This window comes from Mesotoga sp. B105.6.4, from assembly GCF_002896535.1.
Taxonomy (GTDB): Bacteria; Thermotogota; Thermotogae; order Petrotogales; family Kosmotogaceae; genus Mesotoga.
The window spans coordinates 1-25,176 of record NZ_JWIM01000001.1 but is presented as its reverse complement, the minus strand read 5'-3'; the positions used below and the strand labels follow the sequence as shown (position 1 = coordinate 25,176).

At 45.9% G+C, this 25,176-nt stretch carries 17 protein-coding genes; 6 read left to right on the top strand and 11 right to left on the bottom strand.

What is annotated here, in order from left to right; translation table 11 throughout:
- Positions 1 to 88 precede the first annotated feature (88 nt).
- A complete protein-coding gene (gene glnA, locus RJ60_RS00095) occupies positions 89 to 1,414 on the top strand; it encodes a type I glutamate--ammonia ligase (RefSeq protein WP_103133745.1) in 1,326 nt (441 codons plus the stop codon).
- Between the two features lie 319 nt (positions 1,415 to 1,733).
- Here the strand turns inward: glnA and RJ60_RS16445 are convergent, their stop codons facing one another.
- The 4 genes from RJ60_RS16445 to RJ60_RS00075 form a co-directional block, all read right to left on the bottom strand.
- Positions 1,734 to 1,946 (bottom strand): FmdB family zinc ribbon protein, encoded by a 213-nt coding sequence (locus RJ60_RS16445; protein WP_374704097.1) that lies wholly within the window; start codon positions 1,944 to 1,946, stop codon positions 1,734 to 1,736.
- Positions 1,947 to 1,954: 8 nt separating this feature from the next.
- Positions 1,955 to 3,298: a TldD/PmbA family protein gene (locus RJ60_RS00085; protein ID WP_103133743.1), complete on the bottom strand. Its 1,344-nt coding sequence runs from the start codon at positions 3,296 to 3,298 to the stop codon at positions 1,955 to 1,957.
- Positions 3,298 to 4,683 (bottom strand): TldD/PmbA family protein, encoded by a 1,386-nt coding sequence (locus RJ60_RS00080; RefSeq protein WP_103133742.1) that lies wholly within the window; start codon positions 4,681 to 4,683, stop codon positions 3,298 to 3,300. The genes RJ60_RS00085 and RJ60_RS00080 overlap by 1 nt, the downstream gene beginning before the upstream one ends.
- A gap of 88 nt (positions 4,684 to 4,771) precedes the next feature.
- Positions 4,772 to 5,674, bottom strand: a complete 903-nt coding sequence (locus tag RJ60_RS00075; protein ID WP_103133741.1) for a DMT family transporter — start codon at positions 5,672 to 5,674, stop codon at positions 4,772 to 4,774.
- Positions 5,675 to 7,185: 1,511 nt separating this feature from the next.
- Between RJ60_RS00075 and RJ60_RS00060 the strand changes: the two genes are divergently transcribed.
- Both RJ60_RS00060 and RJ60_RS00055 read left to right on the top strand, forming a co-directional pair.
- Complete coding sequence (locus RJ60_RS00060) at positions 7,186 to 8,565, top strand: MATE family efflux transporter (protein WP_099830228.1); 1,380 nt, start codon at positions 7,186 to 7,188, stop codon at positions 8,563 to 8,565.
- 93 nt (positions 8,566 to 8,658) lie between these two features.
- A complete protein-coding gene (locus RJ60_RS00055) occupies positions 8,659 to 9,003 on the top strand; it encodes a MarR family winged helix-turn-helix transcriptional regulator (RefSeq protein ID WP_243392358.1) in 345 nt (114 codons plus the stop codon).
- A 105-nt stretch (positions 9,004 to 9,108) separates the two neighbouring features.
- Here RJ60_RS00055 and RJ60_RS00050 read toward each other — a convergent pair whose 3' ends face one another.
- The 3 genes from RJ60_RS00050 to RJ60_RS00040 all read right to left on the bottom strand — a co-directional run bounded on the left by RJ60_RS00050 (position 9,109) and on the right by RJ60_RS00040 (position 12,818).
- Entirely contained in the window at positions 9,109 to 10,656 is a 1,548-nt protein-coding gene (locus RJ60_RS00050) for an ankyrin repeat domain-containing protein (RefSeq protein WP_099830227.1), read from the bottom strand.
- 246 nt (positions 10,657 to 10,902) lie between these two features.
- A complete protein-coding gene (locus RJ60_RS00045) occupies positions 10,903 to 11,592 on the bottom strand; it encodes an aspartate/glutamate racemase family protein (protein ID WP_099830226.1) in 690 nt (229 codons plus the stop codon).
- Positions 11,589 to 12,818 (bottom strand): S9 family peptidase, encoded by a 1,230-nt coding sequence (locus RJ60_RS00040; RefSeq protein WP_099830225.1) that lies wholly within the window; start codon positions 12,816 to 12,818, stop codon positions 11,589 to 11,591. Before RJ60_RS00040 ends, RJ60_RS00045 begins: the two co-directional genes overlap by 4 nt.
- Before the next feature lie 128 nt (positions 12,819 to 12,946).
- Here RJ60_RS00040 and RJ60_RS00035 point away from each other — a divergent pair, with 128 nt between their 5' ends.
- Positions 12,947 to 13,957, top strand: coding sequence for a phospholipase (locus tag RJ60_RS00035; RefSeq protein ID WP_099830224.1), 1,011 nt, complete (start codon positions 12,947 to 12,949; stop codon positions 13,955 to 13,957).
- A gap of 109 nt (positions 13,958 to 14,066) precedes the next feature.
- Here RJ60_RS00035 and RJ60_RS00030 read toward each other — a convergent pair whose 3' ends face one another.
- From RJ60_RS00030 to RJ60_RS00020, 3 genes are all read right to left on the bottom strand, one after another.
- Complete coding sequence (locus RJ60_RS00030; RefSeq protein ID WP_099830223.1) at positions 14,067 to 16,415, bottom strand: Lon protease family protein; 2,349 nt, start codon at positions 16,413 to 16,415, stop codon at positions 14,067 to 14,069.
- A gap of 109 nt (positions 16,416 to 16,524) precedes the next feature.
- The gene (locus RJ60_RS00025) at positions 16,525 to 17,034 is read right to left on the bottom strand and encodes a 2'-5' RNA ligase family protein (protein ID WP_099830222.1); all 510 of its coding nucleotides are present in this window, start codon (positions 17,032 to 17,034) and stop codon (positions 16,525 to 16,527) included.
- Positions 17,035 to 17,102: 68 nt separating this feature from the next.
- Positions 17,103 to 19,226 carry an RND family transporter gene (locus RJ60_RS00020; protein WP_099830221.1) on the bottom strand — a complete coding sequence of 708 codons (2,124 nt, stop codon included), beginning with the start codon at positions 19,224 to 19,226 and terminating at the stop codon, positions 17,103 to 17,105.
- 187 nt (positions 19,227 to 19,413) lie between these two features.
- Between RJ60_RS00020 and RJ60_RS00015 the strand changes: the two genes are divergently transcribed.
- Both RJ60_RS00015 and RJ60_RS00010 read left to right on the top strand, forming a co-directional pair.
- Positions 19,414 to 20,169, top strand: a complete 756-nt coding sequence (locus RJ60_RS00015; protein WP_099830220.1) for an ABC transporter ATP-binding protein — start codon at positions 19,414 to 19,416, stop codon at positions 20,167 to 20,169.
- Positions 20,170 to 20,178: 9 nt separating this feature from the next.
- Positions 20,179 to 21,681: a hypothetical protein gene (locus tag RJ60_RS00010; RefSeq protein WP_103133739.1), complete on the top strand. Its 1,503-nt coding sequence runs from the start codon at positions 20,179 to 20,181 to the stop codon at positions 21,679 to 21,681.
- Here RJ60_RS00010 and RJ60_RS00005 read toward each other — a convergent pair.
- Positions 21,678 to 24,617, bottom strand: coding sequence for an HD domain-containing phosphohydrolase (locus RJ60_RS00005; protein WP_258006128.1), 2,940 nt, complete (start codon positions 24,615 to 24,617; stop codon positions 21,678 to 21,680). The two genes, RJ60_RS00010 and RJ60_RS00005, sit on opposite strands and share 4 nt — an antisense overlap.
- Positions 24,618 to 25,176 lie beyond the last annotated feature (559 nt).

Below are 25,176 nucleotides of genomic sequence, written 5' to 3'. Positions count from 1 at the left end.
TTTTCGATTGGTTCGAAGAATCTTATTGAACAAGGCATATACTTTACTATCACATGCCCTTGGGTCGGGCAAGGATAGCGGGGGTAACATGACTGAAAAAGAGCTGATTCAGAAGAGTGAATCTGGGGAAGTTGGTTTCGCAAGGCTTCAGATAACAGACATTAACGGGATGCTGAAGAATGTAGAAGTGCCCGCAAGGATGCTGCCAACTATTCTTGAGAAAGGCGCTATGTTTGATGGTTCTTCAATTGATGGGTTCGTGAGAATCGAAGAGTCCGACATGTATCTAAGGCCTGATCTATCGACTTTCGCTTTACTTCCATGGGACAACGGCAACTCTAATACGATAAGGCTGATCTGCGACGTGTACAAACCAGATGAAGTTCCATTTGATGGAGATCCAAGGTATATACTGAAAAAGGTCATCGAAAGAGCGAAAAAGATGGGATTCGAAGCTTTCGCAGGGCCAGAACCGGAGTTTTTCATTGTTAGAAGGGATAGTTCTTGTGGAAAACCCGTTGGCAAAATGCTTGATACAGGGAGTTATTTCGACTTACTTCCCGTCGATGGAGGCGAAGAAGTTCGAAAACAGATTGTAATGTCGCTTCAAGAAATGGAGTTTGAAGTTGAAGCCGCGCACCACGAAGTAGCTCCATCTCAACATGAGATAGACTTCAGATACACCGACATTCTGAAGACAGCGGATAATATTCAGACATTCAAGTGGGTGGTGAAGACAATAGCTATCATGAACGGTTTTCACGCCACGTTCATGCCCAAACCCTTTTCCGGAGTGAACGGATCTGGCATGCACATTCATATGAGTCTCTTTTCTGAAGGCAAGAATGCCTTCTTCAATCCAAGCAGTCCACACGGTCTGAGTACCATTGCACTGAACTTTGTTGGAGGTCTTATCTTTCATGCAAGAGAAATCACCTCAATAACTAACCCCACAATTAACAGTTATAAGAGGTTGGTGCCTGGTTACGAAGCTCCTGTGAACATTTCCTGGGCTCTGGGCAACAGAAGTGCGATGATCAGAATTCCCAGCACTAGAAAAGAAGGTACCAGGCTGGAATTCAGGAGTCCTGATCCCACATGTAATCCCTATCTTGCACTTGCTCTTACACTCGCAGCCGGGCTGGACGGGATTGAAAAAGGTATTGAACCACCAGTCCCAATAGATGAAAACATCTTCAACATTAAGGGATCAAGAAGGAAGGAGCTTATGATAGAAAGCCTTCCGGGCACTCTCTGGCAATCTCTTGAGTTCACAAAGAACAGCGAATTTGTTAGAGACACTCTAGGCAAGCATGTCTTTGATACTTTCATGAGATCTAAAGAAAGCGAATGGAGCGAGTTTTGTGCTTCGGTAACAGACTGGGAAACCAGCAAGTATCTTGAGCTCTACTAGGTGAAGTCTAGCCTCGAACATTGTCGATATCTAAGAAGGAACTCGACAGCTGAATCGGTGAGAAGATGCCTAGAATGCTTGGGTGTCTCGTAAACGCTTGGTTACACTGCTTGCAGGCCAAAGGCTAGACAATTTCTTCGGTTGTCTTTCCGGGTCAGAACAACCCGAAATATATGAATCGAAGCGATCGGCCAGAGATTTTGAATGCAGAACGGAAGCAACAAAAACGAATAAATGAAAAGAGCTTTAAAGGTAAACACAACTGGAAACCGGAGAACAAAAAAGCCCGGGGATCCCCGGGCTTGTGTTCATAAAGAGTTCAATTGCCACAAGTAGAGCAGCTTCCACCAGAGCAGGATCCGCAGCTTTCGGAACCTGAAGAACAGCCAAAGCTTGAGATGTTGGTTATCTGCTTGGAGAGGCTGCCCCCACATTTCTCGCAAGGGGGCACCTGAGAGTTAATCTTCAGAAGAAGGCTCTCTTCATTACCGCAATCTTCACAGACAAACCTGTATAAAGGCAAATAACACACCTCCCTTATCACTCAGATGCAACATCGATTTCGTCCACCAGCACTGAAGGAGAAGTAACACGATAAATGGAGGAGATTGGATCGCACCCAATTTCAGCAATTCCATTATAGACCTTCAATATGTTTGAGGATATTGTGAACTGCTCAATTGGATTACTGATCTTACCGTTTCTGACATAGAACCCGCTGGCACCAAGAGAAAACTCCCCTGAGACCTGATTTGTTCCTGAATGCAGACCCGTTAAGTCGGTCACAAATATCCCTTCTCCCATAGTCTCGAGAAGTCCGTCAAAACTCTTCTCTCCTCTCTCAATGACAGTATTGACGGGAGCAATGGAAGGCTTTGCTCTGTGAGTTCCTCTCACTGAATTGCCTGTTGACTTCTTCCCATCCTTTTTCGCAGTTCTCAGATCATATAAGAAGGTCATAAGTTTTCCATTCTCCACGATCGCTTTCTTGGAAGTCGGAAAGCCTTCGTCATCAAAAGGCTTGCTATAGGGACTTTCGGGCAGTAAAGGATCGTCATAGACAGTCAGCCTGCTTGATCCAATTACTGTTCCCTCTTTTCCCTTCAAAACCGAAAGCCCTCTCTGAACGTTATCTGCTGAATACATAGACATGAAGGTCCCAAATAACTGTCCAAATACGTCGTTCCTGAAGATTACTCTGTACCTTCCGCTCTTGACTTTTCCAGCACCCAGCTGTTCCACCGCTCTCCTGGAGGCCTCGTGACCGATTCTCTCGACATCAAGCTCCTCAGGTCTTCTAACAAGTGAAAAGGAAAAGCCCGTCTTCTTCGATTTCTCATCTTCCGCAAGGCTCACAACGACAGCAAATCCATAATCGCTCTTATACGTTTTGTTAAGACCTAGGGTGTTGACGATAACAAGTTCCGACCAGCTGTCTGCAGTTCTGCAAGTTGGAATCATAACGATTCTCTTGTCGTAGTCCAGCGCCGATTTCTCCAACGCTATCACCGTATCGATCTTTTCCTTGACTGATTTCTTCTGAAAGTCTCCTGAATAACCATCGAATTGCGCATAATCGCCCGATCCATCGTGAAACACATATACATCTTCTCCACTTGCTACAGAATAGTTCTGAAAAGCCTCATCGACCAGCAGTTCTGCAGCTTCTTCGCTAAGAACCTCGGAAAAAGCAGCTCCGATCTTTCCGCTCTTAAGTCCTCTGAAGTACACTTCTGTCGAACTGGCATCCTTATACGAATCTATTTCGCCGTTCAGAGAGCTCAACTGGAATTCTCCACCGCTTGAGTAATATATTTCGGATTCCTCGAACCCTCTCTTTCTGGAGATTTCGAAGGCTTTGTCAGCGAAAGTCTTGATATCCATCAGTTTCGCCCCCCAACTATCAATTCAGACACTTTCACAGTGGGCTGACCTACATCGGCGGGAATCGAGCCAGAGATAGATCCGCACATTCCCTGACCTCTCGCCAGATCATTACCGACCATGTCTATCTTCGTGAGCACCTCATCGCCCTTCCCAATTAGAGTCGCACCGCGTACCGGCCTGGTTATCCTGCCGTTCTCTATCATGTAACCTTCCATAACTGCAAAGTTGAATTCACCCGTGGATGGCATCACGGAACCGCCTCCAAGGGATTTTGCGTACAGACCGTAGTCTGTTGCTGCGATTATTTCCTCCGGATAGTACTCTCCCGGAAGGAGGAAGGTGTTGCTCATTCGAGATGTCGGAGCGTATGTGTAATCCTGCCTCCTGGCACTTCCAGTGGGCTCCATTCTCATCTTTATCGCTCCGAGGCGGTCAATCATGTAGTTTTTGAGGATTCCCTTGTCTATTAGAAGATTCCTTCTTGTCGGTGTCCCTTCGTCATCTACATTTGCCGATCCCCAAGCATTAGGTATCGTCGGGTCGTCTACGGCAGAGACACATTCATTTGCTATCTTCTGTCCCAGTTTCCCTGCAAAGACCGACGCCCCTTTTGCTACTCCGGTTGCTTCCAGGGCATGACCACATGCCTCATGGAAGATAACCCCGCCAAATTCATTGGAGATTATGACAGGCATCTTTCCCGCAGGCGCATACTCAGCCTTAACCATCCTGTCGGCGATTCGAGCAGCTCTTTCACCAGCGGCCCTCGGGTCCTTGATATTGAAGAACTCAAACCCCATTGCACCTCCCGGACCATAGAAACCCGTCTCCATATTGCCGTTCTTGGTAGCAACAGCGGATATCGCCAATCTTGTCCTTGAACGATGATCCTGCGCTTTAACTCCTTCGGAGTTATAGATCCAGACATTTTGATCATACTCGATGTAATTCACGACAACTTGAGATATTGTGCTTGAGAAAGTCGAAGCTCCCTCATGAGCAAGCTTCATAACACCGACTTTTTCCTTTTTCGGAACGCTTTCGGGTGCATGAAGAACCGGACAAAGATCAACGTACTCTCTCTCTCTGAAATCAATTACGGTATCGACATCTCTTTCTTGATCAATGACCGCCTTAAGCCTATCCGCAACTTTCATAAGACCATCAAGTGAAAGGTCGTTTGTGTAAGCATAGATACTTCTTGTCCCCTTAAAGGCTCTCAGTCCTGCTCCAAACAATTTCCCCGAAACGCTTCCTTCCACCTCACCTTGAACCATGCTTATACTTCCCGTGTATCTCTCTTCCAGGAAGATTTCTGCAAAATCCGCTCCGCCAGACAATATCTTAGTGATAACCGCGGAGTATGCTTCATCTGAATACATGATGCACCTCCATTCTTGTTAGGTATTCTTACTATTTTACAACATTATGAGTAGTGAGGTACGTGTAATTAGAAACTCGCTTAAGAATCTATAGTCTATTACGCCTGAAAAGGCTTCTGGCGGCAGCATATTTCAGCGCTATCGGTTTTCCTGAAAGCCCCCTCACAATGAATCTGGTAGTTATAGCTCCAATTACTATGGCTCCTCCGATCATTGGTAGTTTTCCAGGGACCTCTCCCATAAAGAGAAAGACCCATAGTGGGCTAAGAATCGGTTCTATCATGAGTATCAGGACTGCTTCCAGTGCAGTAGAATGCTTAATCGCTTCTGAATAGAAAACATATGACAAACCAAGCTGTGCAACACCCAGTATAATAAGGTTTACCCAGCCTGAAAGACTCGGAAGAGAACCGATAAGAAAGGGAATCCCAACAACGGCAGTAAGGATATTTCCTAGCAGCACAGACTCCATCGGAGACCCATCCTTTTGGAGTCTCATAAATACATTGAACAGAGCGAAAGTAACTCCGCTAGCTACTGCCATAATGTTTCCAACCATACCTCTGCTATCGAGGTTTTCAAAGAAAAAGAGCGCCATGCCTCCGAAGACAGTCACAATGGTAATCCAATCAAGAAGCCTGACCTTTTCCTTCAAAATCCAGGCGCTTAAAAGCGCAACATATATGGGAGCAGTCGACTGCAGCAAAATCGCGTTTGCAGCTGTCGTCATTTTATTCGCTGAAACGAACAGGATCACTGTGATTGTGTAGGCTAGAGCCGAGGCTATCTGCGAAAAAGACCAGGTGAACTTTGGTTTTCCGAGAGCTACAAGTATTACTAAAGAGGCAATAATACTTCTCATTCCGGAAATCGCAAGTGGATTTGAGTCTACATTTTTGATCAACAGACCTCCCGTACTCCAGAGAAGACCCGTAATAACTAGGAAGAATGTCGACTTGACCTTAATAGACTTCTTGTTGCCCCGGATCATAAATTCACCTCAAATATTGAGCGTAAAGTCCCATGGAAGAAGAATACAACAGACACTCTTGGTTGACAAGCTACCAATCATTGAGACTTCGACCGTACCGATGCCGTCGTTGACGTGACCGGGGTCGGGGATTGCAGGTTGAGGTGTGCCAAGCGAGATCACTTGGCCGTTGAATGGTTCTCCGACAAGAGAGAATGAGAAAGAGCGGAATAAGACGCAAGGCGCCGAAAGAACATCGGCGGACGCAGGGCTGCCTTCGGCAGGAAGCGATCTGAAAGCCAGTCACCTTCGGTGGCCAGTCAGGCTTTGCCTGGCCAGTCTCGCCTTCGGCGAGGCCAGTTCCGCTTCGCGGGCTAAGAAACGCTATGAAGATCCGTTCTCCGTTGACCGTCCAAGAGCAAAGACCCGTCCACCAAGAAGAGCAATCGAGAAAAAGCTGGTAGAGACGGTCGCTTCGCTCACGAGAGAACCGAGATCCAGGCTGGTATCATGTCAGAATCACATAAAAAACGGCTGTCATCCCGTAGAGCCTGCCCTGAGAAGCCTGCCCCAAAATGCTCCTGTTTGGGGATCCTGTTCAGGGTAACTGATCGGGATCTCCGCGCTATTCATCGAGATTCTGACAAGAAGCGTGTCAGAATGACGCGATACGATGCTTTTCGAATAACCTAAGGCCGGCATCCCGAATTACTCTAGTATCAATCCCTTTCTTTGTCATCCCGTGATGGGTCTGCACGGGATCTCGTCCTGAGAGCCGCTATTCGCTTAAGAACAAGGACCCGCTGGTCACTGACGGAGACAACGTTGTCCGTCAACGGTCCGCCGTCCACCGAGAAGAGCGTTTCAAGATACTTAGAGAGTTTATTAGCTTTTGCTCTTACAACTCGCAACTTGTCACTGGCAACTGTTTCAAAGATCGAGATCCTTGCCAGAAGCGTGCCAGGATGACCTGAAGTAAGAAAAGACTGTCATTCCGCAGTGCTACAAGAAAGAGCGATAATAAATTGTTCGTTATTGGTTGTTGGTAAGAGCAAACAAGAAAAGAAGCATTAAAACTCGTTTCGCTCTGAAATGCTTCCACGTCATGTCATCTCGTGATGCTTCTGTACGGGATCTGGTCTTGAAGTACCGAGGTTGCAGTGTGCAGGTTCGAAAAACCTTGAGAGCAGTATTTTGAAACAAGTTCAGCATGACGCGATGTGGTGTCTTTTGAATAACATAAGGCAATCATTTCAGACTCGGATCCTGAATCTTGTTTTCAATCTTCTTCGTGGCTTTTACGGAGAACGGAGAAGCGATGACGGTCAACGTGGTTTTTCATCAGCGTTCAGCGGGTTCTCCGCCTTTAAGCATACAACGGCGGCTCCGGAGAACGGTGGACCGCTTACGGACAACGATTGCCAACTCGCTTCTAATCGAATCAGAACTACCGGCACGAAAGCGAGAGAGAAAGCATTCGGTACTACTATGAATTATAATAGTTGAATATGCAACTGTCTTAGAGGTGAGTTATGGCAAAAGACATACATAAGATGCTTGGGGAGGAGAGGATTGGAAAGCTTCTTCTCAGTCTTTCTTTACCTGCAACTATCGGCATGCTTGTTCAGGCAATGTACAACTTCGTTGATACAATTTACGTCGGAAGAGGCGTCGGGTCGATGGGCATCGCGGGCATATCTATTTCTTTCCCCGTTCAAATATTCGTTATGGCATTTGCTCAGTTGTTCGGAATCGGCGGCGCTTCAGTTATATCGAGGGCGCTGGGTGAAAAGAATCACGAAAAGGCAAGACGCGCCGCTGGAAACGTAATGGCTTTCTCGATCGCCTTCGGATTGGCGATGACCCTGCTGGGATACTTTTTTATAGATCAGTTGCTCATACTGCTCGGAGCGAGTGAAGCCATCATTCCGTATGCGAGAGAATACCTGAGCATAATACTTCTCGGAAGCGCTTTCTTTTCTTTTGGAATGGCTATGAGCCATGTTATTAGGGCAGAAGGAAAACCAAAGATAGCAATGGCTGCAATGTTGATCTCTGCTGTTCTTAACATAATTCTTGATCCCATTTTCATTTTCACTCTCAACATGGGCATAAGAGGCGCGGCGCTGGCAACCGTTTTGTCTCAGGCGATTACCTCGATCTATATTCTCTTTTACTTCATTAGCGGAAAGAGTCTGCTGAGAATCTCTCTGGCTTCTTTGCTTCCAGAGTGGACAATCCTGAAGGGAACCGTCTCCGTGGGTCTTTCTGCATTTTCAAGACAGGTGGCAGGCAGCCTTCTCGCTGTGGTTCTCAACAATTCGCTTGTATTTTACGGCGGGGATATTGCCGTTGCGGTGTATGGAGTAATCAACAGACTTCTAATGGTTTTCATAATGCCTATGTTCGGCGTCAATCAGGGATTTCTTCCAATTGTCGGATACAACTACGGCGCCAAAAAAATGAGGCGAGCAAGAGAGTCTGTCAAACTGGCCTCCGCAGTTACCACGTTGATCGCCCTTTTCTCGGCAATCATAATGTTCTTCTTTGCAAGACAACTCATATCGATTTTCACTGATGAAATCGAGCTTATTGAACCCACAATTTCTGCTCTCAGGATTGTTATCCTTGCCATCCCGACCATTGGCATCCAGGTTATTGCTTCTGGAATGTTCCAGGCTCTTGGCAAGGCCATACCCGCACTTTTCTTATCCCTCCTTAGACAGATAATAATTCTGATACCACTGATTCTAGTGATTCCGCGCTTTCTAGGGATTAATGGCATCTGGATATCCTTTCCACTTGCCGATTTGATCGCTTTCGCAATATCGCTGGTTTTCTACCTTAGAGAACTGAAGATATTCCGTTCAAGTGAGCTCAGTGCTGAGGCAGGCACAACGGACGTCGCGTGATCCAGCCTTCGATAGAGAAGAGTACATTGGCCGCTGGATATATCGCATTTCGCGCAGTGCAAATGTCTATTTCAGCAGGGAAATGCAGAAATTTTGACTGGGAAATGGTCATTTCTTCTTTGTGAGAGTGCTGATGTCCAGGACGGAATAAGCCAGAATGAGCTCAGCGAAATCCTCGGTGTCGATAAGGGAATTACTCCTGTAGCCATGAAGAAACTTACCGAAGCAGGCTATATAAAGAGGAAAACCGACCCATCAGACAGCCGGAGTTACAGGCTGTTTCTCACAGAAAGCGGCATAAGAATTGGTCAAGAGCTAGGAAGGCTTGGAAGAGATCATGAAACAATGCTAACAGAAGGTTTCTCCAACGGCGAAAGAGATTGCCTGTTTTCTCTTCTTCAGAAAGCCGCTCAAAATGCCAGAAGAGTCAATGATTGACAATGACGTTTCTTGGTTAACATCTTATGGCCCATTACAAACAACCGGTCCCTGCGCAAGGCAGACACCGGTTTAGTAGTTTGGATCGCGGACTTATCCGAGACTTCAATAAAGCGTTTTCAAGAATCCAACTATCTCTTCTGATGCAGCATAATCCTCCGGAGTCATTCCTGCGTTGTCCTTTGTATCCGGCACCAAACCGAATCCGCTCAGGATCGTAAGCATTTCGATCGCGTCCCATTTGTCCTCGACAGCGTAGTGTGAGGGCGTTTTCCCGCTGTGATCCTGATGATTGACATTCGCTCCTCTCTCACCGAGGTAAGAAATCGCTTCCATGTTGTAGTCTTTAACAGCATAGAAGATAGGCGTTCTGCCTTCGTTATCTTCGGCCTCAATGTCAGCTCCGCTTTCGAGCAAGTAATCGACGACTTCCGTCTTTCCCCTGCGGCCGACAGCGGAATGAATTGGAAGGATTCCCTCATCTGTCTCGATCGAAACATCCGCGCCTCTTTCTAAGAGGTACTTGACAATATCTAGCTTTCCATAAGCGGCTGCGATATGAAGCGGTGAGATACCGCTTTCTACTTCATTGTTATTGATACTGACACCCGCAGAAAGCAAGCTCTCAATAGTTTCTTTGTCTTCTTGGTAGACAGCGAGATGCAAGTGTAGGGGCAGGTGATTATTGTTATCTCTTGCCAGGACGTCGGCTCCAAGCGAAATAAGGAGCTTGACATTTCTCAAGGACTCGTTCTCTGAAGCGATATGCAGAGGAGTTTTCCCTTCATAGTTCCTTGAATCAACTTCGATTCCAAGCTCAACAAACATCTCGATGTTCTTGGTAGATCCCTTACCTGCAGCGCGATGAAGTAGGGTATTACCTGAATCATCTACTCCAGAATAGTCGGCGCCAAATTCGATCAGCATTTTCGAAATATCATTATTGGACTTCGATACGGCCAGTTGAAGCGGCGTATAGTATTCATTGCCGATAGACACATCTGCCCCATGTTCTAGAAGCGCTTCTATGCCCTCAATTGGGAGGCCTTCCGATATAGCTAGATAGAGAGGAGTTCTTCCGTCCTTGGCCGGTCGATTTGGATCGGCTCCGTTTTCAAGCAGGAAGACTACGGTATTTGTCCCCTTCGAAAATATCGCAGCAATCAAAGGTGAGCGGAAAGCATATTCAACTCTCTCCAGATCGGCTCCCTTCTCCACAAGATACTTAACGACTTCCAGAGTAGCATCGTTCTTGGAGTTGTCACAGGCAAGGATCAAAGGTGTATAGCCTTCATAAAACATCGAACTGGCCGGATGAGCGTTTATGTCCGCCCCTCTTTCAAGGAGCATCTTCACGACATCGAGGAGACCCTTTCTCGCAGCGTAATGAAGAGCTGTATAGCCATTGTCGTCAACAGTTGAAATGTCTGCCCCAGATTCAATAAGGTAGGTTGCTATTTCCGAGTGGCCGTAATCCGCTGCGACCATCAAGGGTGTTTTGTTTGCATAGCCACGCTCGTTAATATTACCACCGCTGTTGACAGCTTCCTTTACCCCTTGCAGGTCACCGTTGGACGCACTATTGTAAACGCTAGAAAAAGAGACTACCGATAACAGCAGTACTGATAGAAGCACTAACAAGAGTCTTTTCATACTTAGATCCTCCTTCCGCGAAGTGAACGATCACTAGCAATTTGAAATAGCTGCTAATCATGTGAATAGCAGTATCTACCTGAGAAAATAGCCTTCCCTGTCGAGATTCACACAAGAGTGATTTGGAATCTCGGATCCGGTCGAACTTACCGATTCAGAAGCAAAACGCTTTTGTCTTGTGAGTCAATCTCATGCGTCATGCATTCTCTAGAGAACTGTGGACTATTCAGTATTCTTGATTCCGAATCACGCAAGAGCATGATCGACGGCCGCCCGGGCGTGAATGGCCGTAGTATCGAAAACGGCAATGTCAGCGTCTGATTCTTTGATCAGCAGAGGTATCTCAGTGCAACCAAGGATAACTCCCTCGGCTCCATTGAACTGAAGACCCTTAATCACTGCCTTATAGACTGACTTTGATTCCTCCCTGAAGATTCCTTTGCAGAGCTCCTCGAAGATAATCATATCTACTACTACCATTTCTTCAGCTGAAGGAACGATAACATTTATGCCAAATCCCGCCAAAGTATCCTTGTAGTAAGCCCTCTCCATAGTGAATCTTGTGCCGAGGAGTCCAACGGTTTCAAGTCCCCTTCTCTCGATCTCCTCTCCGACTGCCTTACCGATTTCTAGGACTTCAAGCCCTGATGCTCCTTCGATTTCTCTGGCCAAAAGATGCATTGTGTTGGTACATATGATAAGAAAGTCTGCACCCGCTCTCTTCAGATCAATGGCTGCGGCAGTCAAGACCCTCTCTATACCCTTCCAGTCATTACTCTTTAGCATCTCCGAAACGGGGCCGAAATCAACTGAAGCCAAGGTGCATTCTGCGGAATGCAATCCCCCAAGCCTGTTCTTGACCATTTCATTTAGCAATCTGTAGTACTCCAGTGATGATTCCCAGCTCATCCCACCCAAAAGGCCAATACGCTTCATGTCGTTGCTCCAAAAACATCGTCCAGCCAATCAAGAAGCACTGAATTGGACAAAGGAAGATTAGTAACTTGACAATGGGAATCTGCGCCTTCCTGCTTCTTGAATATTCTCATTGTTGACTTTCCCGAAACGTTATCTGAGGCTTCCCTTGCCTGGATGAGCGCCTCTTCTCCTTCTCCCTCTCCCACCATGGCAAGGAATGGAACCTGAATACTCTTTATAGCGTTGCCTACAACGAAATCCCTCATTCTTTTGAAAGCCTTGGACATGGAGACCTCGCCGAACCTGAGCATTATGTTGACGAGCTGGAGCTTTTGAGCCTTAGACAAATACTCCGAGGGCACAAGGTCGACCGTTTCCAGTGTAATATCTTCAGGAGAATTGATAGCTTCTCCGGCAAATGCAGATAGGTACTTGTAGATATCGGTAACAGGTGAATTGGAAATCAGGGCTTTTATTCTGGAATCGTGAGCAGCGGCCCTAAGTGAGAAATAACCTCCGAGACTAATGCCATACAGCGCGAGTCTTGATGGATCGACATCCTCCTTCGACAAAGCATAGTCGACAACTTTGGAAATCGGAACTTCGTAGTCAGGACGCAACGGAGTCTCGGGCGAAAACCTTCTCATTCCTACCTGACCGGGGCCATCGAAGAGAACAACCGCGTAACCCCTCTGCAAAGCGGCCGAGCCTGCCTGGAAATACATCTCTTCCGATGTCCCGTCAAAACCACTCATCATAATTATCGTCTTCTTCGTGCCGCCGGTCGTTGGAGCAATCCAGTACGCCGGAATGAAATCCTCACCGTAGGGTATTCTCTCAGCTTCGAACTGAATATCAGTGGTTCTGAAAGCATATACAAAGCAATCTCTGCTTTCCATACCGATGTACCTTGTCTTAGAGTCTCGAGGATCTCCGAAGTACTCTGCTGCTCTGAAGTAACTTGCTGCTCTCAGAAACTCCTGTCTAGCAGTCTCGCTATTGCCCTTCTGCAAAACCTTCAGAGCGTGGTTCTTCAACCTTGTTGCCAGGTCCTTGAATGACTTCACCCAAGTTGATGGGTCTTCACAATCTATATGCGGTACAAGCGAAAGAATCTCTCCTACGGTGCCTCCTTCGTACGATACTGCACCAAGAGACCTGTAGAGCTGGAAATCAAATTCAATATCTTGAAGAATCCGCACGTCTAATGAGCCTCTTGAAACTCCTCTAGAAGCGTCGGCCATATTGCACCTCCCTAAACTGCTTTTCTTAGACAATACTATCAGAAAGCTTGCCTATCACGAAGCTAATCGGTATCAAGAAGACAATAATGCAGTTTGAATCTGTTATTATAAGAATTGGAGGTGGTTACGTGAAAAAGGTGATGATGATTCTAATACTGCTATTAGCCGTGTTCGGATTTTCATGGTCGGGGCACGATGCTCTAACGTATTTGATTGTATCCCAGTATGAGGAGGTTTTTGACAAGTACGTTGAGATAACCCCGTACACATACGCCGATGTTGACACTCGTGAATACAATCCGGCCATAGAGGGTTTCTACGATTATCTCGGCGAGAGCTATCTGCCGGAAGAAGATCTCGACCTATACAGCGCAGTCTTCCCAAACCCCAGACCTGTTGACAATTTGGCACCCCTGTGGCAGATCCTTTCGGTCTATTCTTACGAGCCCGATCTAGGCATGGATAAGGGGCTCGAACTAAAGGGAATAGAGACGCTCCTCGGAGACAGCCAGGGATTAAGACACATGGAATACAGAATGCTCTTCTTCGTTAGAGTCGGAGAAGTGACTGACGTCGTTCAGTACTTCAGCGATCTGGCCGAGATCGCTTATTCCAGAGGAGACCATTATTGGGCATACCGCTTCATGGGTAGAGCAATGCACTATCTTGAAGATGTCGGCCAGCCTTTTCATACATTCCCCGCGCCGTTTTTCGAACTGCTGAAGCTTCCTTTCAACATGGACAAGTGGCTCGCCATCTTTGCGAATTATCACTTCGCATACGACTTCTACGGTGGTTATTTGATTTGGGGACAATACGAGCCCCTGCTAATGGCGCTCGAAGAGGTTCCTGCCAGAATCGTCAAGAATCCGAAGCAGGCCGCGGTAGATTTGCGGAAGTACTCCAGAGAGAAACTCAATCCAGTATACTATGAACTCAAACATGTTATGGGAAATGAACTTGAGAAACCTCAGGCAGTCTGGCTAGGCAAAGAGTATTTCGATGATCTTCACGAAGCAGGCAAGACATCGAAATTAGACAACCTCTCCGTTGAGATTCTCAGAGAGACTGCTTCTTATGTAAAGGGATACATAAACTATATGCTGAACAGATTCGCGGCAATAGACTCCGAATCATGATCAGGTAGCTGCCTTACGAAAAATGGCGATGGACATGCCAGATATGTCTGTCGCCATTTTTCTTATTGGCCATTTGAACAACCACCATTGATTTACGTATCTTGCTTAGTCATTTCTTCGATTGAGAAGCTATCTCATAGTACTTCATCAACTTCTCTATTACCCTCTGGTTGAAGCTGCCAGGCGAGTACTCTCCGCTCTTCCCGAGCTTTCCCGACTTCATGCCCGTCAGTACCTCAATGGCCTCGTCCACGGTCTCAACGGTCCATATGTTGAATCTCCCTTCCTTAATGGCATTAATTATTTCGTCAGGGAGAACAACATTGTCAGAGTTCGCCTGAGGCACGACCACTCCCTGTTGACCGGTAAACCCCTTTATCTTGCAGAGATCATAGAAGCCCTGAATCTTGTACTGAACTCCGCCTACGGGTTGGACTCTTCCGCTTTGATTGATCGAGCCCGTAACTGCTATTGACTGCTTAATCGGTACATCGGCAATTGCAGACAGGAAAGCGACTGTCTCCGCCACGGAAGCGCTATCCCCTTCAACTGTCGAATAGACCTGCTCAAAACTTATCGAACCGTTCAGACTCAGCGGGAATTGCTGCGCATATCTCGAACTCATGTATCCCTGAATAGTCAGGCTGGCTTTGTTGTGGATGCTTCCACTTAGTTCCGATTCTTTCTGTATGTCAACTATACCGCTGTTGCCCGGACCGGCTTTGGCAGTTATTTTCACCGGTATTCCAAAAGAGAGATCCTCTGTCTGGACTACTGTCAAACCGTTTATCTCACCAACAAGCTCACCATCTGTCTGAACCATCAATGTCGAGTTCTTGAACATTTCCTTTATCTTGTCCTGATAGAGGGAGACCCTTGTATGCATCTCTTCCCAAGCGGTCGATACATCCTCAGCCTCTATCATATCGTGCTTCTTCATATCCGCCATGGCCGAGCTCTCCAGGAGGAGCTGTTCAAGGGTACCAAACTGAGTCGAGACTTTCTTCCTGCTTCCCGAAAGGAATATCGCTCTCTTTATCACTTCTTTGATTCCGTCCCTTTCAAGCGGCTTCAAAGTATTCTCCCTCACAATATTGCAGGTTAGCCCACAGAGCTTGCCAATCGTGTCCTTCTCCAACGCCATTTCCCAATCAAACTCGGCTTTAATCTTGAAGAGCTTCTTGAAATCCGTATCGAGCGTACTTAACATGCTGTATATCCACGGCTCGCCTATCATGATTATCTTTATATCCAGCGGAATTGGCTCAGGCTTCAGACTAACAGTCGATAAGAGACCGATCTTGTGTTCTAGATTCTCAATTCCTTCGAGACCGGAAAAGAGTACCTGCTTCAGAGTCTGCCAGACGTAGGGTTCGCTCAGTACGCTCTTGGCATCAAGGACAAGATACCCGCCGTTCGAGTTATGTATTGCGCCTGGCCTTATCATGGTGTGGTCGGTATCAAGCATTCCCATCTTTGCTACATACTCTATTCTTCCGAAAAGGGAGGAGTAATTGGGGTTTGTTACCTCCACAACGGGTTTCCCCTCTATTCCCGAGTTGTCGACAAACAGATTGACCGCATATCTCTTGCCGAAGAAAGCTTTGGAGTCGATCTCCTGGCTGAAGAATACTCCCAGATTGTCAAGCAAGTCTTCCTTCATGCTCTCTATAAAATCAACGACCTCTTTGTTCTTGCTAAACTTGTCTTTCATCTCCTTTATGTGACCTTCAACTGCGAAAGAAGCCACGTTTCGATTCAATTCCTTGTACTTCTCACCATACTCCTTTTCCATCTTGCTCAATCTAAGAAGATACGAGTTGACTAATTCACGGACTTCCTCGCCTTTCTTGGTAAGCTGCTTCTGGTATTCCTCCGGTAAGGCTTCGTACACTTCCTGGGTAAGCGGTTTACCGTTCCAGAGAGGAATCGTTGCAACTCCTGTCTGGTTTATTTGAACAGTGAAATCCTTTTCTTTCGCCTTTTCTAACAATTCCTTCAGCATACTTGAACGCTTTTCCGATTGCTCATTCTGGATCGAAGTTACCTTCTGCTGGTAGTCCTCACTCTGAAAGCTCTCGCTGATCGAGTTGATAGCTATCTCAACAAACTCGTTCATCTCTTTCTGAAATACCTTCCCAGCGCCCGCTTCAAGTGGAATTGAATTTGGCGACCTTTGTTCATCAAAGTTGTAGACATATATCCAGTCGCCCGGAGTCTTTGTTCCTTCGACCTTCTTCTTCAGATAACGACTGACAAATGTCCTTCTTCCGGTGTTGTTACTGCCGGAAACAAAAACATTGTATCCCTTTGCGTTTATATGAAGCCCTGTCTCCAAAGCTCTTATGGCTCTCTCCTGTCCGATGAACTCCTCTAGTTCACTTAAACATTCAGTTGACTTTACATTCTTCGGCAGTGGAATTTTCAAATCTATCTCCTTCCAGCCAATTCTTTTCATTCATCTACCTCCTTCTTCTGATCGATTATAACAAATTGGACTCTTTGAGAGCCCATCTGAGACACTGAAAGTCACGAAAAATGATTCATAAAGATAGACCAGCTTGTCTTCAGGAACAGGTGAGTCTGAAGCTCTTACTGACAACAATTCCCTTCTCTGGAATCTCTTCAAGAACTGCCAGATTGTCAATTACAAACTCATGATGGAAGTCCCTGAATGCAAGTCTCTCCATCACAGGACCTATGTTGCTTCGATTAATATCATCTCCATAGGCAAGTGTTATATGAGGAATCCAGCGAGTCTCGCTGTAAACGGCTGCTTTGCTGTCTACCGCTTCACAAAGGACTTTACATAGCGATTTATGAAGAGAAGCCAAACTAGGACTTTTAGCTACTCCAATGAAAATAACCGGTCTCTCACCAGTGAAAATACCAAGATATTCTGTCTTTGCCGGGAAGGCACCCATAACGGCCGCAATCTCTTCAAGCATGGAATCTGAAGTGACAGTCGTCTCTTCGAAAATGCAATAGCTAATGTGTGGAAATGGATTGAGCATAACCGAACGTAATCCGAAGTCTGTTTTCAATTCATCCCACAGCTCTCTGACAAACCGATTCAGATCGTCTGGAAGAAGAGAAACGAGAGCTTTCAGAACGCCACCTCCAATCTGAATATAAGTGAATTATATCAGTCAGAGGCTTTTGCCCTATCAGAAAACTTCTTACTTCTAGATGCGATCTCTGGCAGAAGTATTAGAGTAAGAACCATTCCCACAACAAGTCCGCTAACCATCAACTTCGCCACATCAACGTACAACAAGAGAGGTGAAAGCAGAAGAACTGAAAAGCCAGCAACAAGACTGAGCCCGTTTGCAAGAATTGCATTTGCGGTCTGTTGATATGCCCTACGTGAATCGCCGAACCTCCTGAACCAGATAGTGAAGTGAATCGAATAATCGATTACCAGTCCCATCAACATTCCCGAAATGAGCGCTGTAGAAATGCTCAACGGGATCCTGAAAAGCGCCATAAAAGCGAAGTTGAAAAGAGTTGTAAGGAGAATAGGTATCGTGGCGATGATTGTCGACTTCAAACTTTTGAATATCGTGAATAGGAGGAGCATGATAAGCCCAAACGATACTATCAAGCTCTGAATCTGATTGTTAACAACAGAGGAGTTCACGCTCTTCCATATAAGCGTAGTTCCAGCCAGATTGAACCTGAAATTGTCATCCAGTTCCGGATAGCTCATTATTAGTTCTTCGACGGCCAACTTCAGTTTTTCGGCGCTTCGACTGTCGCTCTCCGGAGAGAACAGATTGAATCGTATAGCATTGTCGCTCACAAGAAGTGTTGTAGAGTCACCGAAAACATCACTTGAGTTCAGTGCTCTCACCATAAGCGTCAACGGAACACCCGTCTCTCTTGACAGATCGAGTAGACTCATGACCTTCGAAACTCCATCAAGTCTCTTTAGCTCCGCTTCGAACGCTTCCAAACTCTCTACATGATCTGTCGTTAATGCAATGCTATCCCCTTCTTTTGGTGTAACCATCAGCGAATAATTTGTCAGCCAACCGAAAGCCTCTTTCATGGTGTTTGCGCTTCTTCTAATCTCCGAATTCTCTTTGAAGAAATTATACTGGTCAATAGTCATTGGAATTGTCATGATCAGAAAAGGAGAGGCGATACTGCCCACTATAACGGCCCAGACAACTACCTTTTTCGCAAGACGATTTACGTCTCTTGGAGGTGATGCACGTTGCGGATTCACAGTTTCTCTTGAAGGCACAAGTCCCGGGAGCACGACAATTGTGAAAACCGCAGAGAGGAAGATTCCTGAACAGACGAATATACCCATCTCCTGAAAGGCCTTCAAGTCGAGCAGAATGTATGAAGAAAAGCCTGCCATCGTTGTCAAAGCAGATAAAAGAACAGGAACTCTCTCCTCGTGAACTGTCCGACTGACGGCATTCTTAAGATGAATGTTTTCTTCAAACCTTGAGAGGAAATGCATCCCGTATGCACTTCCAATAATGACGATAAATGAAGGGATCATAACGGTCAAACTGTTGATCGAAAGCTTCATTATACCCATTACTCCAACTATCGCCATTACGGAGGCTAGAGGAGGAACCAGTGTAAGCAAAGCAAGCGAGACCTTTCTGAACTTGATTACGTAGACCATGAGAATTGCAAGTAGAATGAAAGGTGGATACTTGAAGGTAAGATCGATTATTGATCTGAATGTCTCTGTGTTGGCAACGCTCTCTCCAATTAGTCTATAGCCCTTTACATCGAGAGAATCGAGTTTCGATCGAAGTTCAGGGACAAGTGTGTCGCTGCTCAACTCATTTCCGTCTGCGATTGTAATCAGTATGCCGTAATAGCTGCCGTCAGAAGATATCAGCAGGTTACTGTATATCGGATCTGTCAGCAGATCTTCATTCAGCACCAATTTCCCATCTTCCAAGTACACGTAGTCCTCAGTTGGAATTCTCAAAGTGAAAAGATTGAACCTTCCCAGCTTCATCGCTTCAGTGGCTGACAACACCGAGTTGACCCAGTCAAGAGACTTTATCTCATCTGATATTCTTTTCAGAAGCTCGAGTGGAGTTTCCGATGCATTAAGAATCACCATGATCGATCCAGTGTCTCCAAAAACCTCCGCGATTCGGTTGAACGCTGCCAGTTCAGGATCATCATGGCTCAGAAATGCTGCGGGCGAGGGATCGAAGCTGAGACCGTTGATTCCCGACAATAGAATTATTACTACGGCAGCTAATAATGCGAAGGAGACAGCTTTTCTCATATGCCCACCTCATAAACTTAGCCAATTATATCATCCGGCAACAGGATTGCCTGCGCTGTATAGGAATCATCTGCCAGATCAACAGAATTTCTTGACATTTTGTGAAATGTATCGGGTCTTGTCGTAGAATAGGTTCGGGTCATACACGAAGATCGTCCTGAAGCAATACCGTCTGGAGGGATGCTAGATGATTGACTGTAAAAAACTTACGAAAGCATTCGATAAGAGCCCCGTAGTAGACGAGATAGATCTGCTGGTGAACTCTGGCGAGATATATGGCTTTCTGGGACCAAACGGAGCTGGAAAGACAACAACGATTAGAATGCTTACCGGTACGCTTAGACCTACTTCTGGAGAGATAAAAATCCTCGGCATGAACTACTCGAATAATGAGCTTCAGATAAAGAGCAAGATCGGTGTTGTCCCTGAAGAACCAAGAATCTATTCCTACTTTACAGGAGCGGAGTTCCTTGAGTTCATTATGGATGTCTTTCCCGATAAGAGACAAGAAGCGAAGAAGAGAGTCGGCGAACTATGTGAAGCGTTTGGAATAGATTATCTGGGGAAGATGATATCTGAGATGTCTCACGGTATGAAACAGAAGATAATGGTTATCTCTGTTCTGATGAGGAGACCAGAAGTCATCTTTTTGGATGAGCCGACCGTAGGTCTCGATGCAAGAAGCGCGAAGATACTTAAGATGCTTCTTGAGAAGTATAAGGGCGAAGGCTCTACCATTTTCATGACCACACACGTGCTGGAGATAGCGGAAAAGATGTGCGACCGTATAGGCATAATCAACAAGGGGAAGCTTATTTCCGAGGGCACGATGGATGAGCTAAGAAAGAGAGCAGGAGCCGACAACAAAGAGACTCTAGAGAACCTCTTCCTGCAGCTTACTGGCGAGAACGAAGACATCCAGGAAATTGTAGGCGCATTGTGAGGTGTCTATTTGAACGACCTTAAGCTGTTCCTTAAGTACAAGCTCTTCATGTTTCCGGGCAAGAAAGGCACAAGAGGAGGCCTTTCGGGCCAGCTATTCGTCTTTGCACTATTCACAATCATGATCGGAATGTTTCTCTGGAACGTGTATGGTGCGACTTCTGGAGTAGCCGTTGAAGGCGTCTCCCTTGGCAAGGTCATGGCCGGATTCTTTCTGACAATCTCAGGGCTGTTCTTTCTAATCTCGTTTTCGGCCACATCGTCTTATCTCTTCATGAGAAACGATGAGATAGACATGCTTCTCGTTCTTCCGGTAAAGAGAGTGAGTATCATAGTCTATCAGATTATTATCTCGACCCTATATCAGGGGCTCACTCTGTCCGTCTTTCTGGGAATCGCTCTTCCATACCATCTCAGGATCGATCCCAATCCATGGATCGGAATCCCTTCACTTGTTCTCGTGGTAATAAACACCGTACTTCTGGCTTCCATCGTTTCTGTAGCTCTTGGGAAATTCATGTCCAGGGCAGTCGCAAGAAAAGTAATGTTCATCGTTCAAATTGCGGCAGCTTTCATGTTCTTCATAATAGTTCAGTTAGTTCCACAGAGCACGGATAACATACCGCTTTATCTGCAGAAGCTGGCAAGCGCTTGGGAGGTTTTTTCAAACCCTATGAATATCTTCACCTGGAGTGTTAAGTCTTCGGAAAGCCCTCTGTACCTCCTAGTTGGAGTAGCAGCAATTCCTTTGCTGGGATATGTTTTTTTCAGGGTTGCCTCATCTATCAAATTCGAACCGGTATCATATTCCAAGAACAAGCAGAAGACCGTGACCTTCAATGACAGGCGGGGATGGGTTTTGCTCAGAAGAGAACTAAAGATATATAGACGCTATGAACAGCTAATATACTATCTTTTCTATCCCGTTGTCTTTGGACTTGTTTTTGGACTTATATCAGAAGAAGTAGTAACATCGATCTTCACTATGGTACTTATTAGTACCATCTTCACCACTATACAATCCGCCTTTTTGATGGGCAGAGAGTATCCCTTTATTGAGACTACAAAGATATTGCCTCTTTCTCTGGGAAGGATGATAGCCATAAAAACCACTCTACCTGTTCTGTTGGGGACAGTTCTCTTTGTGGGCGTTCTAGGCGTAAGCATCTTGATCAAGAGAGGTTCTTTCGGTTATCTTATGGTTGTTCCGGCTGTCTTTGTGCTTTATGTGACATCCTCTCTGCTCGGTATAAGAGGTGTTCTTTCGTCACCTCCCGATCAAATGGATAATCCGAATGCATTCATGAGAACGAAATTCGTTCTTCTGAACCAATTGATCTGCATGGGATTGAGTTTTGGGGCAATAATGCCTATCACGTTGATTCTGAAAGGCGCAGTTGACGGCACCGGCACAGCTTGGCTCCTTCTAATATCACTATCATCGTTGGCAGTAGCGCTTCTTATATCTCTTCTGAGCTACAAAAAAATCTCACAAATAATCAAGAGCATCTAGAAAGACTCTATCTCTATCATTTCCCTAAACTTAATCACCAGTTCGGGGTCAAATTGAGTACCGGAACATCTCTTTATTTCGTCAATTGCTTCCTGCCTGTTCCTGGCTTTGCTGTATGGTCTGTCATTTGTCATTGCATCAAAGGCATCTACAATAGAAAGAATTCTGCATTCAACGGGGATCTTATCGCCCTTGATACCCAGAGGATAGCCCTCACCATCCCATCTTTCATGATGCCTGAGAATTAGATCTGCGACTGAAGAGAGGTCTGGAGATGACACGGCGATCCTGTATCCCTTTTCTGGGTGAAGTCTCATCACTTTCCATTCATCATCATCTAGTGGGCCTGGTTTGAATAGTATTCTATCTGGAATTCCAACCTTTCCTAGATCGTGAACCTGAGCAAAAAGCGCTAGGTCGCTGAGTTGCCGAGAACTCAGTCCTGCTCTTCTTCCCAGTTCTAGGCACATCCTCTGCAGTCTCTTCGCATGACCGCCAGAGATTTGATCCTTTTCGGCAAGAGTAACTAGCAGCGTGTTCACCATCTGGCTTCTGACGCTGGAGCTCCTGTAAAGTTTGTCACGATACATCAGGTCATCTGCATGCCTCAGAGTCTCGACAAGAGATTGTTCCTGTCCCTTACTGGTAGCGATTCCCATGGAAACACTCAGAGGAGGTCCGATGTGATCTCTGTTGAATTTACCGACAATCTCCCTGACTCTCGACGCGATCTTCTCGGTAGTAGCTTCATCCGTTCGTATGAGAATAACTGCAAATTCGTCTCCACCAAACCTTGCAATAACATCATTCTTTCTGAAACAGGATCTCAGAATTCTCGAAAACTCCAAAAGTATCTGATCTCCTCTTGCATGGCCCATCGTATCGTTAATTAGCTTCAGACCGTCGACATCGGCCGAAACGATTGAAATAGGATAGAATCTCGATCCTTCCAACCTGATGAGTTCTTCCTCGAAATAGAACCTGTTGTACAAATCAGTAAGCCCGTCATGAAGAGACATGTAATTCATACGCTTCTCGGTCTCGATTCTCACGATCGCTTCGCGGACGTGAGACATAAGAAGTTCAGTCAGTCTTAGCTCCTGTTGGCCAAACTTCGACCTATTCGCGGACATCGCCTGAAAGACTCCAACATCTCCAATCGGAACGCTTAGGCCAGCACGGTAGATGTCGTTTGATTTGAGAGTGCCGGGGAACTCCTGGATATCATCGATTATGTAAGGCTTCTTCTCTCTGAAAGTCTTCCCGACAATTCCAACATCTTTCGGCATTACAATTGGGTCTCGCGGATTTAGGTTGGAAGATGCCTTGATTACTAGATTATCCTCTTCGTTGACACAGATGAAGCATATATCAAATTCAAGGATCTCATTAGCTGCTTCAATCACAGAGTCATATACATCCTGGAGGGTTCCGCATCTTTCCAGATTGAGAGCTGCATCGTGAAGCCGTTCTATTCTGAACCTATCTCTCTCAAGAATCTCCAGATTTCTCATGCGTTCAGATATATCTCGGGCAAAAGTAAATTCGTATTCGCTTTCATCGTACCTGAAATAATTCCTGTTAATCTCGACGGGAAAGACAGAGCCGTCCTTTCTCACATGATAGGCTTCAAATGTATCCCTTCCTTTCGACTTAAGCCTTTCCCAGCTTACTCTTCTATCCATTGCCTCCATCGATTTATCGAGATCATTTACCTTCAGTCCGGAAATCTCATCCTTTGTGTATCCAAGATTCTTACAGGCTTCGCTGTTTGCATACAGTATCGTGCCGTCAGGTGCAATCCAGTAGGCCTCATCGTTCGCGTTATCCAGCCCAAATTGGATGAGCTTGATCTTGCTAAGAGCCTTTCTTTCCTCTGTGACATCGTTTGCAGAACAAACCACGGATTTAATATTTCCGAACTCGTCGATATCCGGCGTCTTCGTAATCTCCAGGATTCTTAGCTCTCCAATCGAGTTCTCTGAATTCTGCTCAAAAGCAAGTTTCTCTTTTCGAGCGAAAACTTCCTTGTTGCTCTCAACACATTCTATTGCCTCCTGTTCCGTGAGAATCTCAAAGACATTCTTCCCATCAATTTCCTCCGGGTGCCTGCCAAAGAACTTTGCAAACGACTCATTGACGATTCCGAAAGTCTCCTGATCTCTGAAGCACCAGATCAGTGTCGGAATCTTTTCCAGAAGCAGAGACATTTCTCTGTTCCTTCTGACAAGAAACTTCTTGCCAGTCATTCGCTGTATAGTAGCGGTGAAGGCGAATGTCAGAAGAAAGACGAAAGCGATTGCGGCATAGTTAGCCGGTAGCCATCTGCGCTCAAGAGAAACTGAGACTCCTGCTAATAGCAGACTCCCCTTCTCGCTATTCAAGCTGTATCCTTCTGTTGTAAGCAGACTCAGAATTCCCTCGAGATCTAGCTTCAGAATGACATACCCATCCTTTGAGCTCTCTGAACCAGCGTTGTTGGTGAAGGCAGAAATTGCAAAAAGATCCTTGCCCACTGAGAAGATCTCCGAGTAGTCTCCTCCTTCAACAGTAGGCGTGACGGCAATTTCAAACTTCTCACCAGCAGACGCAAAAACCTCATCATTAAAAAAAACAGCAACACCTTTGATATGCATATTACTGGCCAGCATCTCCATTAGGTAGTGATTGGTGAAATCGTTGTCATTCTGCATAACAGCTTCATAAAACGAATCCCGATGAAAGTGGCCGATTAATGTGGTCTTTGCAGTGTTTTCCGCGATCATTCTTGCGGAGTTGGCAATTTGACTTTCAACTTTAGAATACCTGACTTCTGTCACCGCAAAACCTATAACGGCCCAGAAAAGCGTTGCTAGAGCAGCCAGAGAGACAGCTATAAGCCAATTCTTCATAAATACTCCTGTATGAGAAACGACTGGTTTTGTCAAGTCTATCATTTTTGCCTTCACGATACCCAGAAAGCACTACTCAGTGACGGGCTCTTGACCGCTAAAGGATTCTTCAAGATCAGAGTTTTGAAGACTGATCGTTTGAGCAATGCCATTTTCTTAAGAATCAATCATTTGCATTAAAATTATAGTGAAGATTGCGAGATTTATAATGTGGAATCTCCATAGTTGTTTCCACAATACTGGTTGCGGTTGGTGTGTGCCAAGAAGGCGAAGAAGGAAACTTCAAGCCATGCTTAATTGAAGATGAGGGAGGGCCCCTCGAAGCCGCCATGCAGGTGGAGGCTTCAAACCACCGTAAGCTGCTGTGGTAAAGAGCCATGGTAGTGAACGTTACGGGAAAAGGCGGGACAGCGATCCCGTCAGGTGAGTACCAGAGGAGACGAATACAAGTGAACCACCGTGAACGTGTCGTAAGAACTACTAGTGTCATCAAAACCGGGAGGACATACTATCCCGGGATAAGTCTGGAGGAAACCTGCTTACTGTCCAGATGGTGACCGGCATACAGGTGGCGTGACCCTAGTACAGGCTTCGATTAGGAACT

Bases quoted from the DNA above. Each gene is read 5' to 3' on its own strand.
- glnA (WP_103133745.1), top strand. From the start codon at position 89: ATGACTGAAAAAGAGCTGATTCAGAAGAGTGAATCTGGGGAAGTTGGT.
- RJ60_RS00085 (WP_103133743.1), bottom strand. From the start codon at position 3,298: ATGGATATCAAGACTTTCGCTGACAAAGCCTTCGAAATCTCCAGAAAG.
- RJ60_RS00080 (WP_103133742.1), bottom strand. From the start codon at position 4,683: ATGTATTCAGATGAAGCATACTCCGCGGTTATCACTAAGATATTGTCT.
- RJ60_RS00075 (WP_103133741.1), bottom strand. From the start codon at position 5,674: ATGATCCGGGGCAACAAGAAGTCTATTAAGGTCAAGTCGACATTCTTC.
- RJ60_RS00060 (WP_099830228.1), top strand. From the start codon at position 7,186: ATGGCAAAAGACATACATAAGATGCTTGGGGAGGAGAGGATTGGAAAG.
- RJ60_RS00050 (WP_099830227.1), bottom strand. From the start codon at position 10,656: ATGAAAAGACTCTTGTTAGTGCTTCTATCAGTACTGCTGTTATCGGTA.
- RJ60_RS00045 (WP_099830226.1), bottom strand. From the start codon at position 11,592: ATGAAGCGTATTGGCCTTTTGGGTGGGATGAGCTGGGAATCATCACTG.
- RJ60_RS00040 (WP_099830225.1), bottom strand. From the start codon at position 12,818: ATGGCCGACGCTTCTAGAGGAGTTTCAAGAGGCTCATTAGACGTGCGG.
- RJ60_RS00030 (WP_099830223.1), bottom strand. From the start codon at position 16,415: ATGAAAAGAATTGGCTGGAAGGAGATAGATTTGAAAATTCCACTGCCG.
- RJ60_RS00020 (WP_099830221.1), bottom strand. From the start codon at position 19,226: ATGAGAAAAGCTGTCTCCTTCGCATTATTAGCTGCCGTAGTAATAATT.
- RJ60_RS00015 (WP_099830220.1), top strand. From the start codon at position 19,414: ATGATTGACTGTAAAAAACTTACGAAAGCATTCGATAAGAGCCCCGTA.
- RJ60_RS00005 (WP_258006128.1), bottom strand. From the start codon at position 24,617: ATGATAGACTTGACAAAACCAGTCGTTTCTCATACAGGAGTATTTATG.